13 protein-coding genes are annotated in these 14927 nt (G+C 66.5%); 8 read left to right on the top strand and 5 right to left on the bottom strand.

Annotated elements, in window-relative coordinates; all coding sequences use genetic code 11:
• Positions 1-76 precede the first annotated feature (76 nt).
• The gene (locus R5H30_RS13275) at positions 77-1093 is read left to right on the top strand and encodes a LacI family DNA-binding transcriptional regulator (protein ID WP_318328906.1); all 1017 of its coding nucleotides are present in this window, start codon (positions 77-79) and stop codon (positions 1091-1093) included.
• The gene (locus R5H30_RS13270; RefSeq protein WP_318328905.1) at positions 1090-2307 is read left to right on the top strand and encodes a winged helix-turn-helix domain-containing protein; all 1218 of its coding nucleotides are present in this window, start codon (positions 1090-1092) and stop codon (positions 2305-2307) included. Before R5H30_RS13275 ends, R5H30_RS13270 begins: the two co-directional genes overlap by 4 nt.
• A gap of 17 nt (positions 2308-2324) precedes the next feature.
• Here the strand turns inward: R5H30_RS13270 and R5H30_RS13265 are convergent, their stop codons facing one another.
• Positions 2325-2840, bottom strand: coding sequence for a winged helix DNA-binding protein (locus R5H30_RS13265; RefSeq protein ID WP_318328904.1), 516 nt, complete (start codon positions 2838-2840; stop codon positions 2325-2327).
• 179 nt (positions 2841-3019) lie between these two features.
• Between R5H30_RS13265 and R5H30_RS13260 the strand changes: the two genes are divergently transcribed.
• From R5H30_RS13260 to R5H30_RS13235, 6 genes are read left to right on the top strand one after another with little or no spacing between them, the layout of a single operon-like run.
• Positions 3020-3994 (top strand): TRAP transporter substrate-binding protein, encoded by a 975-nt coding sequence (locus R5H30_RS13260; RefSeq protein ID WP_318328903.1) that lies wholly within the window; start codon positions 3020-3022, stop codon positions 3992-3994.
• A 56-nt stretch (positions 3995-4050) separates the two neighbouring features.
• Entirely contained in the window at positions 4051-4575 is a 525-nt protein-coding gene (locus tag R5H30_RS13255; RefSeq protein ID WP_318328902.1) for a TRAP transporter small permease, read from the top strand.
• Positions 4576-4579: 4 nt separating this feature from the next.
• Entirely contained in the window at positions 4580-5890 is a 1311-nt protein-coding gene (locus R5H30_RS13250; RefSeq protein WP_318328900.1) for a TRAP transporter large permease, read from the top strand.
• Between the two features lie 7 nt (positions 5891-5897).
• Positions 5898-6629 carry a 5-oxoprolinase subunit B family protein gene (locus R5H30_RS13245; RefSeq protein WP_318328898.1) on the top strand — a complete coding sequence of 244 codons (732 nt, stop codon included), beginning with the start codon at positions 5898-5900 and terminating at the stop codon, positions 6627-6629.
• Positions 6626-7651 (top strand): 5-oxoprolinase subunit C family protein, encoded by a 1026-nt coding sequence (locus R5H30_RS13240; protein ID WP_318328897.1) that lies wholly within the window; start codon positions 6626-6628, stop codon positions 7649-7651. Before R5H30_RS13245 ends, R5H30_RS13240 begins: the two co-directional genes overlap by 4 nt.
• Before the next feature lie 11 nt (positions 7652-7662).
• Complete coding sequence (locus R5H30_RS13235) at positions 7663-8433, top strand: LamB/YcsF family protein (protein WP_318328896.1); 771 nt, start codon at positions 7663-7665, stop codon at positions 8431-8433.
• Here R5H30_RS13235 and R5H30_RS13230 read toward each other — a convergent pair.
• Genes R5H30_RS13230 through glgX form a run of 4 tightly spaced genes read right to left on the bottom strand, consistent with a single transcriptional unit; the run spans position 8430 to position 14927 of the window.
• The gene (locus tag R5H30_RS13230; protein WP_318328895.1) at positions 8430-9095 is read right to left on the bottom strand and encodes a D-lyxose/D-mannose family sugar isomerase; all 666 of its coding nucleotides are present in this window, start codon (positions 9093-9095) and stop codon (positions 8430-8432) included. The two genes, R5H30_RS13235 and R5H30_RS13230, sit on opposite strands and share 4 nt — an antisense overlap.
• A 36-nt stretch (positions 9096-9131) precedes the next feature.
• Positions 9132-10763, bottom strand: coding sequence for an alpha-D-glucose phosphate-specific phosphoglucomutase (locus R5H30_RS13225; RefSeq protein ID WP_318328894.1), 1632 nt, complete (start codon positions 10761-10763; stop codon positions 9132-9134).
• Positions 10753-12819 (bottom strand): 4-alpha-glucanotransferase, encoded by a 2067-nt coding sequence (gene malQ, locus R5H30_RS13220; protein WP_318328893.1) that lies wholly within the window; start codon positions 12817-12819, stop codon positions 10753-10755. The genes R5H30_RS13225 and malQ overlap by 11 nt, the downstream gene beginning before the upstream one ends.
• Positions 12816-14927: a glycogen debranching protein GlgX gene (gene glgX, locus R5H30_RS13215; RefSeq protein ID WP_318328892.1), complete on the bottom strand. Its 2112-nt coding sequence runs from the start codon at positions 14925-14927 to the stop codon at positions 12816-12818. The genes malQ and glgX overlap by 4 nt, the downstream gene beginning before the upstream one ends.

The following is a 14927-nucleotide window of genomic DNA, read 5'->3' as shown; positions in this document are numbered from 1 at the left end:
GGCGTCTGCCCGCATGGGTAACACTTCGGTCACGCAAAGACAGGACCGGACATTGACGAGACCCAGGCAACGCCCCTTGACCCTCCGCGACGTGTCGGAGGCCTGCGGGGTTTCGGAAATGACCGTCAGCCGCGTGCTGCGCAACAGCGGCGATGTCTCGAAGGCGACCCGAGAGAAGGTTCTGCAAACCGCCAAGACGCTTGGCTACGTGCCGAACCAGATCGCGGGCTCACTCGCCTCGCAACGGGTGAACCTGGTCGCCGTCATCATCCCCTCGCTGTCGAACATGGTCTTCCCGGAGGTCTTCAACGGCATCAACACCGCCTTCGAGAACACGCCTCTGCAGCCTGTCGTGGGCGTCACGGACTACCTGCCGGAAAAGGAAGAGCAGGTGCTTTACGAGATGCTCTCGTGGCGGCCGTCGGGCGTGATCATCGCCGGGATCGAGCATTCCGACGCCAGCCGGGCGATGCTCGAGAATGCTGGCATCCCCGTGGTCGAGATCATGGACACCGACGGCAAGCCCGTGGACTCGATGGTCGGCATCTCGCACCGCCGGGCGGGCCGAGAGATGGCCAAGGCGATCCTCAAGGAAGGCTACTCTCGCATCGGCTTCATGGGCACGAAGATGCCGCTCGACCACCGTGCGCGCAAACGCTTCGAGGGTCTGACGCAGGGCCTTGCCGCCGCGGGGATCGAGATCGAGGAGCGTGCGTTCTACTCGGGCGGCTCGGCGCTGGCCAAGGGCCGCGAGATGACGCAGGCCATGCTCGAGCGCAACCCCGACCTCGACTTCCTCTACTACTCCAACGACATGATCGGCGCGGGCGGTCTGCTCTACCTGCTCGACAAGGGCATCGATGTGCCCGGCCAGATCGGGCTTGCGGGTTTCAACGGGGTCGAACTGCTGCAGGGTCTGCCGCGCAAGCTGGCCACGATGGATGCCTGCCGGCGCGAGATCGGTCAGGCTGCGGCGCAGATTATCCTCGACCGCGTGGCCGCGCCGGAAACCGACAGTCCGACACCGGTGCTCACAAATCTGACGCCGACCATCGCTTACGGCGACACGCTGCGGCGCTACCGGCGCGGATGACTCCTTTTACACTCGGCAATCGCGAAGCCCGGCGTCTGTTTCTCGACCGGCACGCGCTGGCCGAAGCGCCTCAGGGCCCCGCGAAGGGACCCGAGCTGCTGGCACTGATCGAACGCCTGGGCTTCGTGCAGCTCGACAGCATCAACACCGTCGCCCGCGCCCATGACCTGATTCTGTTCTCGCGGCGCCCGAGCTATCGCCCGAAGGCGCTGAAGTCGCTCTACGAACGCGACCGGGCGCTCTTCGAGCACTGGACGCATGATGCCGCCATGATCCCGGTCAGCTATTACCCGTGGTGGCAGATGCGCCGGGTGCGCGATGCCGAGGCCCTGCGCAAGCGGTACCGAAACTGGCAGCAGCACGAGTTCGAGCACCGCTTTCAGGACGTGCTCGACCACATCCGCGACCACGGTCCAGTCTGCACGTCCGATCTCGGTGACGGCGAGGAACGCAGCAAGGGCGGCGGCTGGTGGGAATGGCACCCTTCCAAGACCGCGCTGGAATATCTCTGGCGCAGCGGCGCGCTCTGCGTGACCGGGCGCGACGGGTTCCGCAAACGCTACGACCTGACTGAGCGCGTGCTGGAGGAGGCGCTGTGCGACACAGCGCGGATGCCCGACGAGACGGCGACGATCGACTGGTGCTGCAACGGGGCGCTCGACCGGCTCGGGTTCGCGACGCATGGCGAGATCGCCGCCTTCTGGGCGCATGTCAGTGTCGACGAGGCAAAGGCCTGGTGCGCACGGGAACTGGCGGCGGGTCGGCTGGAGAAGGTGCGCGTGACCGGCGCGGATGGCGCGGTCCGCGACAGCTACGCGCGCCCGGGTCTGGCCGAGGACCCCGGACTGAATGCCCCGGTCTCGAACCGCCTGCGCGTGCTCAGCCCCTTCGATCCGGCCCTGCGCGACCGCAAGCGTGCCGAACGGCTCTTCGGGTTCGATTACCGGATCGAAATCTTCGTGCCGGAAGCCAGGCGCAGATACGGCTACTACGTCTTCCCGGTGATGGAAGGTGAGGACATCGTCGCACGGGTCGACATGAAAGCATTTCGGGAACGCGACACGCTGATCGTACGCGCGCTCTGGCCCGAACGTGGCGTGCGCTGGGGCAAGGGACGCCAGGCGGCCTTCGAGGCGGAACTGGCGCGGCTGACGCGGCTTGCCGGGGTATCCACTGCCGCCTTCGAGGATGGCTGGCTGCGCGACCCGCGCTGAACCGTCGCCCGCCCGTTTCAGTAGGTCGTCGCCGCCCGCGCTGCCTGATCGTACTGTCCCGACATCAGCCGCAGCAGCGAGGCCGCGCGGCTGACCTGCTCGGGTTCGAGCCCCAGTTCACCCACGGCGCGCATCAGCAGACCTTCGCGGATTTCCTTGTAGGTCTCGCAGACCTCGGCCCCCGCCTTGGTCGCGGTCACGGTCTTTTCCTTGCCTTGGCGGCCGTCTGTCACCAGACCGGATTTCACCAGCTTCTTGACCGCGTAATTTACCGTGTGCGTGTCCTCGATGTTGAGCACAAGGCAGATGTCGGCCAGCTTCTTGGGACGGCTCCGGTGATAGACGCTGTGCAGCACCAGCACGTCGAGCGCGCCGAGTTCGGGGTGCCCGGCCATGGCGATGGCCCGGACCATCCAGCGGTGGAAGGCGTTGTTGGCGAGAGTCAGGCCGAACTCCAGTTCCGACAGTTCCGCGAAGGAACCGCTGGCAAGATGCGCGGACGAGACGACGGGGCCCAGATAACTGTCACTCATACCCTCCAGACTGCGCCACATCGGCGAAATGTCAACAATTTGTTGACGTAATGTCAAAGTGCGTCATGATCAAAGCCGGGAATCATCCCGGCGCCGGGTCACTCGACATAGCCGCGCGCCTTGCGAAGTGCCGCGCAGACGGCGCACGCTGACACCGTCCAACCAACCGGGAGACCGAAATGAAAACCATGCAGACCCTGATGGCAGGCGTCGCCACGGCGGCGATCGCGCTGCCCGCTGTCGCCGCCGAGAAGTGGGATATGCCGATGGCCTATGCGGCCACCAACTTCCATTCCGAGAACGGCGCGGAGTTCGCCCAGTGCGTGACCGATGGCACCGGCGGCGAGATCGAGATCACCACCCACCCGGGCGGCGCTCTGTTTGCCGGAGCCGACATCAAGCGCGCGATCCAGACCGGGCAGGTCCAGATCGGCGAGCGCCTGCTCTCCGGTCACCAGAACGAGAACGCGATCTTCGGGTTCGACTCGATCCCCTTCCTGTCGCCCAGCTTCGACGATCACGCAAAGCTCTGGGACGCCGCCAAACCGAAGATCGAGGAGGTGCTCGACGAGCAGAACCTCGTCTATCTCTACTCGGTGCCGTGGCCGCCTCAGGGCTTCTATTTTAAGAAGGAAGTGAACGCGACCGCCGACATGGAAGGCGTCAAGTTCCGCTCGTACAACAACGCCACTTCACGTCTTGCCGAACTTACCGGCATGCTGCCGGTGACGATCGAGGCGGCCGAACTGAGCCAGGCCTTCGCCACCGGCGTGGCCGAGGCGATGATCTCGTCCGGGGCCACGGGTTATGACCAGAAGGTATGGGAAAGCCTGACGCATTTCTACACCGTCGACGCCTGGCTGCCGCGCAACTACGTAATGGTCAACAAAGAGGTCTGGGACGGCGTGCCGGACGACATGAAAGCCGTAATCATCGGCTGCGCCGAAGAGGCCGAAAGCCGCGGTTTGCAGGCCTCGAAGGACTACACACAGACCACGCTCGACGGTCTGACCGAGAACGGCATGACCGTGGGTCCGGCAAGCGACGCGCTGATGGAAGAACTGCGCGCGGTGGGCGAGACCATGACCGCCGAATGGCTCGAAGCCGCCGGTGACGACGGCAAGGCAATCGTCGACGCCTACAAGGGCAACTGATCCTTGCGCGGGGCGGCGCACATCGCGCCGCCCCGGACCCGCCGGAGGCTTCCGCGATGAAGACATTGCGCCGCGCGCTCGATGCGCTCTACCTCGGTTGCGGCATCCTCGCCGCGATCAGCTTGGTGGCGATCCTGCTTCTGATCGTGGCGCAGATGGTCGCGCGCTGGACGGGCGAGATCTTTCCCGGTGCCGCGCAATATGCCGGTTATGCCATGGCCTCCGCGAGCTTTCTCGCCTTCGCCAACGCGCTGAACCGAGGCGCGCACATTCGCGTGTCGATCCTGCTCAACGCCCTGCCGCCAGGCCCGAAGCGCCTGCTGGAGATCTGGTGTTTCGCCGTCGGCGCGGCGGTCGCGTGGTACTTCACCTACTACGCCTACTGGTTCGTCTACTGGTCCTGGAAGTTCAACGAGATCAGCCAGGCGCAGGACGCGACGAAACTCTGGATCCCGCAATCGGTCATGGTCCTGGGCGGTGCGGCTCTGGCCATCGCGCTGACCGACAACCTGATGCATGTGCTTTTCCGCGGGCAGCATCGCATCACCCGCGACATCGTCCAGCAGTCGCACGGAGAGTGACCCGATGACCGAAGTCTACGCCATTGCTCTCTTCCTCGCTGTCCTCTTCGTCCTGCTCGGCTCCGGGGTCTGGGTCGGGCTGGCGCTGATGGGCGTGGCATGGGTCGGGATAGAGCTGTTCACGACGCGGCCCGTGGGCGACGTGATGGTCACGACGATCTGGGCCTCGTCATCCTCCTGGACCCTGACTGCTTTGCCGCTCTTCGTCTGGATGGGCGAGATCCTCTACCGCACGCGGTTGAGCGAGGACATGTTCCGCGGCCTCTCACCCTGGCTCGCCCGTCTGCCCGGAGGGCTCGTCCACACCAACATCGTTGGCTGCACCGTCTTCGCCGCCGTCTCCGGATCCTCCGCGGCAACGCTGTCGACGGTTGGCAAGATGTCGATCCCGGAGTTGCGCGCGCGCAACTACCCAGAACGCATGGTAATCGGCACGCTGGCCGGGGCCGCGACACTGGGGCTGATGATCCCACCGTCGCTGGCGCTGATCGTCTACGGCGTCACCGTGAACGAGAGCATCACCAAGCTGTTCTTCGCCGGTATCGTGCCCGGCCTGATCCTCGCGATCCTGTTCATGGCCTATGTCGCGGTGGTCTCGAAAACCTCGACGTCGTGGAACCCGGACGTCGAAACCGACATGAGCCTCGCCGAGAAGCTGCGCAACTCGCGTTTCCTGCTGCCTGTCTTCGCGCTGATCCTCGTTGTCATCGGCTCGATGTATCTAGGCTTCGCCACGGCCACCGAGGCCGCCGCGATCGGCGTGATCGGGGCGCTGCTGCTGGCGCTGGTGCAGGGATCGCTGACGCCGGCCTCGTTCCGCGACAGCCTGATGGGCGCGATGCGTACCTCGGCGATGATCGCGCTGATCCTTGCAGGAGCCGCCTTCCTGAAACTGTCGATGGGCTTCACCGGCCTGCCGCGCGCGCTCGCCGACGGCATCGCGGCAATGGAGCTGTCGCGCTTCGAGCTGCTGATGGCGCTGCTGGTCTTCTACATCGTGCTCGGCATGTTCCTCGACGGCATTTCATCGGTCGTGCTGACCATGGCTGTGGTCGAACCGATGGTGCGCGGCGCCGGCATCGACCTGATCTGGTTCGGCATCTTCGTCGTGGTGGTGGTCGAAATGGCGCAGATCACGCCCCCCATCGGCTTCAACCTCTTCGTGCTGCAGGGCATGACCGAGCACGAGATGGGCTACATCACCCGCGCCGCCCTGCCGATGTTCCTGATCATGGTGGCGATGGTTTTCGTGCTGATCTTCGTGCCGGAGCTTGCGACGTGGCTGCCCGAGAACATGCGCGCGACGCCGGGGTAGGCCGGGCATGACCGACTTTCCCCGCATCCGCACCGTCGGCCTTTCGGGTCTGCTGGTCAGTTTTGCCGATGCCATGTCCGAACCGGCCAACCGCGCCGCGCTGGCCTTCCGCGCGGCGGTCGACGAGGCGGACTGGCCGGAGGTGCAGGAAACCGCGACCTCACTGGTCTCGACCTTCCTCGCGGTCGATCTTGTCGCCGTCGGCGCGGAAAAGATGACAGCGCGGCTGTCGGACCTGATCGCCACGCGCGACTGGAGCGACGCCGCCCTGCCCGGAGGCCGTACGCTCTGGCACGTTCCCACGGTCTATGGCACCGATCTTGCGCCACAGCTCGAGGACGCCGCCGAAGCCGCCGGGGTCGATCCCGACACGGCGGTGCAGGAGCTCTCCACAGCGCGGGTGCGGGTTCTCACGATCGGCTTCGCGCCCGGTCAGCCCTACACCGGAGAGTTGCCCGCGCACTGGAACATTCCCCGAATCGAAGGGCTGACGCCGAAGGTGCCTTCCGGGGCGCTGGTCACGGCGATCCGGCAACTCATCGTCTTCACCAATGCCTCGCCAACTGGCTGGCGCCATGTCGGTCAGACCGGCTTCCGGACCTTCCGACCGTCCGGCGATCCGCCCTTCGCCTTGTCGCCGGGCGACGAGATGGTGTTTCCGTCCATCGACCGCGCGGCCTTCGACCGCATCCGCGACACTTCTGGCAACGGCGGGGCCGAGCGCGAGGCCATTGCATGAGCGGCGAAGTCATTGTCCGGCAGGCCGGTCCCGCGATGAGCCTTCAGGATGCCGGGCGGCCAGGATACCGCGCCCAGGGCATCACCCGTGGCGGCGCCGCCGACCCGCTGGCGCTGCAGGAGGCGGCGGTGCTGCTGCGCCAGTCGCCAGACCTCGCGGCCATCGAGATGAACGGCAACGGCGGCAGGTTCGAGGCGACGCAGGACACCGCCGTCGCCCTGACCGGCGCCGAGATGGCGGCGACACTCGACGGTGCGCCGCTGGCGCCCAACGCCTGCCACGCCTGGCCGCGGGGCGCGACACTCGCGATCGGCGGGGCGCGGGCGGGGACCTATGGCTATCTTTCGGTCGCGGGCGGCTTCGACGGCGATCCTGTGATGGGATCGCGTGCGGCGCACCTGACCGCCGAGATCGGCCGGTTGCTGGAGACCGGCGACCGCCTGCCGTTCGGCAACGCATCGGGGTCGCCCCGCTGCGGGTGGCAGCTCCGCCCCGACAGCCGGCTTGCCGGCGGCACCGTGCGCATCGTCGCCTCGATGCAGACCGGCGCGTTTACCAAGGAGATGCGGAACCGGTTTTCCGAGACGCGCTTTGTCCGCGATGCCCGCGCCAACCGCCAGGGCGTGCGTCTCTCGCACGACGGAGAAGGTTTCGCGGCCGCCGACGGGCTCGGGATCGTCTCTGAGGTCATCGTGCCGGGCGATATCCAGATCACCGGCGACGGGGCACCCTACGTGCTGATGTGCGAATGTCAGACGACGGGTGGCTATCCGCGCATCGGAACCGTCATCCCGGCTGACTTGCCGCTTGTTGCCCAGGCCCCGGCGGGCGCGCTGATCCGGTTCGAGTTCATGTCACTGGAAGAGGCCATCGCCATCGAACGCCGCGCCCGCGCCGCGTTGAAGGCGCTGCCCGACCGTTTGCACCCGCTGGTCCGCGACCCGCATGACATCCCCGACCTGCTGGGATACCAACTTGTCGGCGGCGTGGTCTCGGCCACCGCCGACCCCTATTCCGACTGAAGGAGACAGCGATGCCCCGCGTGGACCTCAACGCCGACATGGGAGAGAGCTTCGGCCCGTGGAAGATGGGCGATGACGCGCGCCTGCTGGAGATCGTGACCTCGGCCAACATCGCCTGCGGCGCCCATGCCGGCGATCCGGACGTGCTGTCGGAGACGCTGACGCTGGCGCACCGCAACGGCGTGGGCATCGGCGCACACCCCGGCTTTCCGGACCTGCAAGGGTTCGGCCGCCGGCGCCTGACGATCCCGCGTGGATCGCTGCAGAACTCGGTTCGTTACCAGGTCGCGGCCCATGTCGGCATGGCGAAGGCCGTGGGTGCGCAGGTGCGGCATCTCAAGCTGCACGGGGCGCTCGCCAACATGGCCTCGGAAGACGAGCAGCTTGCCAGCGATCTCTACGAGGCCGCGCTTTCGGTCGCGCCGGATCTCATCGTCATGGTGCTGGCCGCCACCGCGCAGGAGGCCGCGGTGCGCAAGCTCGGCTGCCGCTTCGCCGCTGAGATTTTCGCCGATCGCGCCTACAACGACGACGCCACGCTGGTCGACCGTGGCCTGCCCGGTGCGGTGATCCACGATGCCGCGCGCGCCGGTGCGCGAATGGTCGAGATGGTCGAGGCCGGCGCGATCATCACCGAGAGCGGCAAGCGCATCGAGACCGGCATCGACACGATCTGCCTGCACGGCGACACGCCCGAGGCGGTCGAGATCGCCACCAGCGTCCGCGCGGCGCTCGAGGCCGCGGGGATTACCGCGACGCAGTTCGACGGACGGACGTCCTAGTAGTCCGACACCAGCAGGTGCACCGGGTCGACATCCTCGGTGATGTCGGAAAAGCGCCCGATCTCCATTTCGAAGATGTTGTCGGTGCGGTCGTCGTTGACGGTGGACACCTCGCCGATCAGGCAGTCGCCGCCCTCGGCCCAGAAGGCGTGCCAGTCGCCCGGCACCAGAGTCACGCTTGCCCCCGGGTCAAGCCGCAGGTGCCCGCCGGCCTGAAGCGTGACGGGAACGCCGTCGCACTGCACGGTGATCTCCGCCTCGCGGTCGACGCTGCCGTCGGGTGCGGAATTGAACAGCTCGATGATAAGCGCGCCACCGCCGCGGTTGATGATGTCCTCGGTCTTTACGATATGCCGGTGCATAGGCGAAAGCTGGTTCTCGCGCGAGATCATGATCTTCTCGGCGTAGACCATGCCGCGACCGGCATCGAGGTCGGACTGCAGTCCGTTCCGGGTCGTGAAGAGGAACAGGCCCATCTCGTCGAACCTGCCCTGCCCGTAGTCGGTGATGTCCCAGCCGAGACCGCGTTCGCGGATCGTTTCGGCCTCCGCACCACGGATACGCTCGGGCGACCAGTAGGCGTAAGGCGGCAGGATGAAACCGTGCTTGCGAAAGAAGGCATCGCCCTCCTTGAGGATCTCGTTGACCTGTGACCTGTCCATCGGCGGCGCCTTCCGTGTTGTTTCGAAACGGCATTATCAGGTGATCACGTCCGGCTCCACCCGCCCGACATGCTTTTCGAAGCCGGCAAGTTCGAGCACGGCCTGCCGCAGCGGCTCCAGCACCTCCGCAGCCGGGTCGGTCGTGCCCTCCTGCGGTGCACGGTATTGCTCGAGATAGAGCCTGATCGTCGCGCCCTCGGTCCCGGTGCCCGACAGGCGCAGTACCGCGCGACCGCCACCCTCGAACCAGATTCGAAGGCCCTGGTTCGTGCTGACCGAGCCATCGACCGGATCGGTGTAGGAAAACTCGTCCGCGCCGGTGACCGCGAGACCGGCAAAGCTCTGACCCTCGAGATCGCCCAGCCGTGCGACGATGCCATCCATAAGCGCGCCCGCTTTTTCGACCGGCACCGCCTCGAAATCATGGCGCGTGTAGTAGTTGCGCCCGTAGGTACGCCAATGCTCCTCGACGATCTCCTGCACCGGCTGCTTGCGTTCGGCGAGGATGTTGAGCCAGAGCAGGACCGCCCAGAGCCCGTCCTTCTCGCGCACGTGGTCCGAGCCGGTCCCGGCGCTTTCCTCGCCGCAGAGCGTGGCCTTGCCCGCGTCGAGCAGGTTGCCGAAGAATTTCCACCCGGTCGGCGTCTCGAAGCAATCGATGCCGAGCTTTTCCGCGACCCGGTCCGCCGCGCCCGAGGTCGGCATCGAGCGTGCGACGCCCGCAAGACCGTTTTTGTAGCCCGGCGCCAGGGTCGCGTTCGCGGCCAGCAGCGCGAGGCTGTCCGAAGGGGTCACGTAGATACCCCTGCCCACGATCATGTTGCGGTCGCCATCCCCGTCCGAGGCCGCGCCGAGGTCGGGCGCGTCATCCGACATCATCAGGTCCATCAGCGGCTTGGCCCAGATCGGGTTCGGATCGGGATGGCCACCGCCGAAATCCTCGCTGGGGTCGCCGTTCGCGACCGTGCCGGACGCCGCGCCAAGTCGGCCTTCAAGGATATCCTTCGCATAGGGTCCGGTCACCGCATGCATGGCGTCGAAGCGCATGGTGAAGCCGCTTTGGAACATCGTCCGGATGGCATCGAAGTCGAACAGGCTCTCCATCAGCGCGGCGTAATCCGCAACCGGGTCGACCACCTCGACCGTCAAGCCGCCGCGTTCAGAGGTGCCAATGCTGCCGAGGTCGACATCCTCGAACCGTGCGATCCTGTATTCCGAGATCGTCTTGGTGGCCTCGAACATCTTTCCCGTCAGCCCTTCCGGCGCGGGGCCGCCATTGGCCGCGTTGAATTTGACGCCGAAATCCTCGTCGATGCCGCCCGGGTTGTGGCTTGCCGACAGGATGAACCCGCCGTCGGTCTTGTTGAGCCGGATGAGATGGGATGCGGCGGGCGTCGACAGAATCCCGTCCTGCCCGACGATGACCTTCGCCGCGCCGTTCGCCGCTGCCATCTTGAGGATGGTCTGGATCGCCTGCGCATTGAAATAGCGTCCGTCGCCGCCGACGACGAAGGTCTTGCCCTGGCCGCCGCCGATTGCCTCGAAGACCGATTGTACGAAGTTCTCAAGGTAATGCTCCTGCATGAAGACGCGTGTCTTCTTGCGCAGGCCCGAGGTTCCGGGCTTCTGGCCGTCGATCGGCGCGGTCTGAACGGTGTCATGGGTCATTGTCGTCATCCTCGGTCGAAAAGGGGGTCGCGGATCGGCCCGCGCGCTGCATGCAGGCGGCGAGCGAGGCGAGGCCGTCATGCGTTGCAAGATCCTCCACGGGCAGGTCGTGCCTGCGCTGCCAGTTCGGGTGCTCCTCGACGGTCCCGGGCAGGTTCTGCGCCTCGGTCGATCCCAGCACGTCGTCGAGTTGGACGCAGACCATCGCGGCGGGAGACCCGGCCAGCGCGCCATGCACGGCATTCTGCAGGCGGTCGCCATCGTCTTCCGGCGAAGGCACGCCGCAGTCGCTTTCGTCGCCCAGCGCAACGAGGGCCGCGACATCCGTGCGCCGCTGCACGCGCGCGGCCTGCGCGGTCTCGGCGTCGGTCCAGCCGAGCCCTTCCCACCAGTCGATATCACGCCCCTGCCGGAACCCGCGCAGGGTCGGCGTGTCATGGGTGGCGAAGCAGGACAGGACCTGCGCCGGACCGGATTTCGGATCGCGGATGTGCCCTGCATCCGTTTTCTCGTATTGCAGGACCGAGTACCCGTAGAAGCCATGCCCGCGCATGGTTTCGCGGAAGCCTTCGGGGACCAGCCCGAGGTCCTCGCCGATCACGGCGGTCCCGTTGCGCTCGGCCTCGATCTTGATGATCGCCAGAAGCGACTCGAAAGGCTGGCTGATGTAGGCGCCCGGGCTGCCGTCGTCGGGCAGCCAGAAGCTGCGGAACAGCCCGAGCACATGGTCGATCCGTACCACCCCGGCGTCGCGCATAGTTGCGGTGAGGATCCCGCGCAGGGGCGCATATCTCTGCGCACGCAGCCGCGCCGGTGAAAAGGCCGCGAGGTTCCAGCGCTGGCCCTCGGGGTTCAGGTGATCAGGCGGCGCCCCGACCGAGACACCGATGGCCACCGTGTCCTGCTCGCACCAGGCTTCCGCCCCGTCCCGTCGCGGACCGACGGCAAGATCGAGGTAGAGCCCGAGCGGCATCCCGCTGTCGAGCGCCCGGGTCTGGGCCCGCTGCAACTGCCGCTCCGCGACCCATTGCAGCCAGAGGTGAAACCGGGCGCGGTCTTCCGGTGCGTCCTCGGCGCTGACGTCGCGCGGCCAGGTGCGCCAGTCGGCACCGTGACGCTCGCTGAGCGCCTCGTAGGCGACAAAGCGCAGTGTTGCCGGCGTCGCCGCCTCGGCATAGGCATCGAAGGACTCCGCCGCCCGGCTCCCGGCCTCGCGCCCGAAGATGTCGTAGAGCATTTCGAGCATCTTGCGGTGCGCGCGCTTGTGCGCGGCGTGCAATACGGTGTCACTCGCGCGTAGACGTTCGAGTTCGACGCCATGGCTGTCCAGCAGTTCCGCCACGGCGGGCTTGCCGCCGAGACCCGGAACGTGGTCAAGCGCGATGTAGGACGTGTTCAGAAAACCCCGGTGCGACGGCGAATAGGGGCTCGCGGTCTCGACGTCGCAATAGCCCATCGCATGGACCGGATTGAGGCCGACGAAACCCGCTCCGAGCCCTCCGAAGGCACTTGCCGCGGTTTCGAGATCGAAGAAATCACCCATGCCGGCATTGCGCTCGGAGGTCAGGCCATAAAGGGCGGCGCTCAGCCCCCAGAGGCGATTGCACCCGGTCAGGTCCTCGACCGACGGCAGGCGACACGGCGCGGCCAGCAGCGTGACGTGTTCGACCCGAGCAGCGTCGCGGACCGCGAGATCGTAAACCCCGGAGGGCAGCGCGGGCAGCGCGATGGTCCCGGACCCGCGCCCCTCGGCGACGACCGTTTCGGTGCCGTCTTCCGTCACCGACCACTCGGCCCCACCGCCAAAGTCGAGCGAAGTCGGCGATCCGCTCTCTACGATGATCTCCTCGGGGTAGCGGCGCGACGACCGGCGCGCGGTCTCTGCGGCCAGCGTTTCGACGATCTGCGTCTCCGAGGCCACATCGAGCCCGTTGGCGCGCAGCAAGGCGCGTTTCGTGTCCGGCGAGGTTTCATGCGTCACCCCGCCGAGATCCACGAAGCTCGGGTGGATGCCGTAGAGTTCGGCCAGCGCGTCGAGCGCTTCCGCACCGGTCATGCCGCGACCTCTTCCACGTCTTCAAGGACGAAGGCGGCGACCGAGCGCCTTGCGATCACCGCCTGTCCGGGCACACCATCTTCGTCGTTGACCTCACCCAGCGAGGTGTCGATGCCGCGCACCCAGCGCCGTCCCCCGGGTGCGTCCGGCAGCACGGACGTCATCGACGTTTCCTCCCGGTTGAAGGCGATGAAAACGGTATCGTCCGAAGCTTCGTACTCCGGTGCCTCCGCCGAGCAGCGCAGCGTCAGGCAGAAATTGGTGAGACCGGGATCACGCCAGTGCAGCGGCCCGCCCGAGAAATCCGTCCACTCGACATCCGGCAGCCCGTCCGCCGCCCGCGCTGCCCCGTGCAGGAACCGGGTCTGGCGCAGCGCCCGGTGCTTCACCCGGAACGCCGAAAGCTGCTCGACGAAGTACATCAATTCCGCGTCCGCATTGCCCCAGTTCACCCAGCCGACTGCGTTGTCCTGGCAGTAGGCGTTGTTGTTACCCTGCTGGGAGTTGCCGAATTCGTCCCCCGCCAGCAGCATCGGCGTGCCCTGCGACAGGAACAGCGTCGCCAGCATGTTGCGCTGGCGCCGGGCACGCTTGGCCAGGATCGCCGGGTCGTCGGTGTCGCCCTCGACGCCGCAGTTGTCGCTGTAATTCGCGTTGTGCCCGTCCTGGTTCTTTTCGCCGTTGGCCTCGTTGTGGCGTTCGTTGTAGCGCGTGATGTCGGCGAGCGTGAAACCGTCATGTGCCGCGACGAAGTTGACCGACGCCCACGAACGCCGCCCGGCCCGGTCGAACTTGTCGGCCGACCCGAGCAGCCGCGCGCTCAGTTCCTGTGCCGAATGATCGTCGTTGCGCCAGTAGCGCCGCACCGTATCGCGGAAGGTGTCGTTCCATTCGAGAAATTCGTGCGGGTAGCCGCCCAGCCGGTAGCCGCCGGGACCGATGTCCCAGGGTTCGGCGATCATGCGCACCTTGGCCAGCACCGGGTCCTGCCGCAGCGCGTCGAAAAAGCCGCCATGCTTGTCGAACCCGTAGTCCTCGCGCCCGAGCGTGGTGGCGAGATCGAAGCGGAACCCGTCGATGCCCATACACTCGACCCAGAAGCGCAGGCTGTCGAGCACCATGCGCAGCACGAAAGGATGTGCCACGTTCACGGTATTTCCGGTACCGGTGTCGTTGACGTAATAGCGCGGCTGCCCGTTTATCAGCCGGTAATAGGACGCGTTGTCGAGGCCGCGGTAGCACAGGGTCGGGCCGTACTGGTCGCCCTCTGCTGTGTGGTTGTAGACCACGTCGAGAATGACCTCGATCCCGGCGTCGTGGAAGCGGTCGACCATGGTGCGGAACCCCAGCAGCCCGCTGGGACCGAAATAACGCGGCTCCGGCGCGAAAAAGCCGACGGAGTTGTAGCCCCAGTAGTTCACCAGGCCTTTCTCGAGCAGGAAGGCGTCGTCGATCAGCGCATGCACCGGCAGAAGCTCGACGGCGCCGACCCCGAGCCGGTGCAGGTGCTCGATCATCGCGTCCGACGCCAGCCCCTCGTAGGTGCCTCTCAGCGCCTCCGGCACACCGGGATGAGTGACCGTCAGGCCCTTGGGATGGGCCTCGTAGATCAGGTCACGCTCGCTGCGCCGGTGCGCACCGTTGCGCAGGGTCCCGAAGATCGAGAAGTCGGACACGACCGACTTGGCGACGAAAGGCGCGCTGTCGCGGGTATTGAAGGACAGGTCCGCGCCGGAACTCTTGGCGTCATACCCGAGCACGGCGGGATCGCGTTTCCACCCTCCCCGCAGCTCGCGCGTATAGGGATCCATCAGCAGCTTGTTCGGGTTGAAGCGGTGTCCCTGTTCCGGGGCGTAGCTGCCGTGCGCCCGGTAGCCGTAGACCGTCCCCTTCGGCAGCCCTTCGAGATACCCGTGCCAGACCGGCCCGGTGCGTTCGGGCAGGGCGATCCGGGCGGTTTCCCGGGCGCCGTCGGGCGTGAAGAGACAAAGCTCGATCCTGGTCGCGTTCTCGGAAAACACCGCGAAATTCACGCCGCCGTCGTCGTGGACCGCGCCCAGCGTGCAGGGGTTGCCGCTGCTCAATCTGTGGTTCGGGGTGTCAGTCAT

Source organism: Roseobacter sp. FCG-D35 (genome assembly GCF_033436665.1).
GTDB lineage: Bacteria > Pseudomonadota > Alphaproteobacteria > Rhodobacterales > Rhodobacteraceae > JAWQFO01.
The sequence above is the reverse complement of the archived record's forward strand: the minus strand, read 5'-3'. Positions and strand labels throughout refer to the sequence as shown.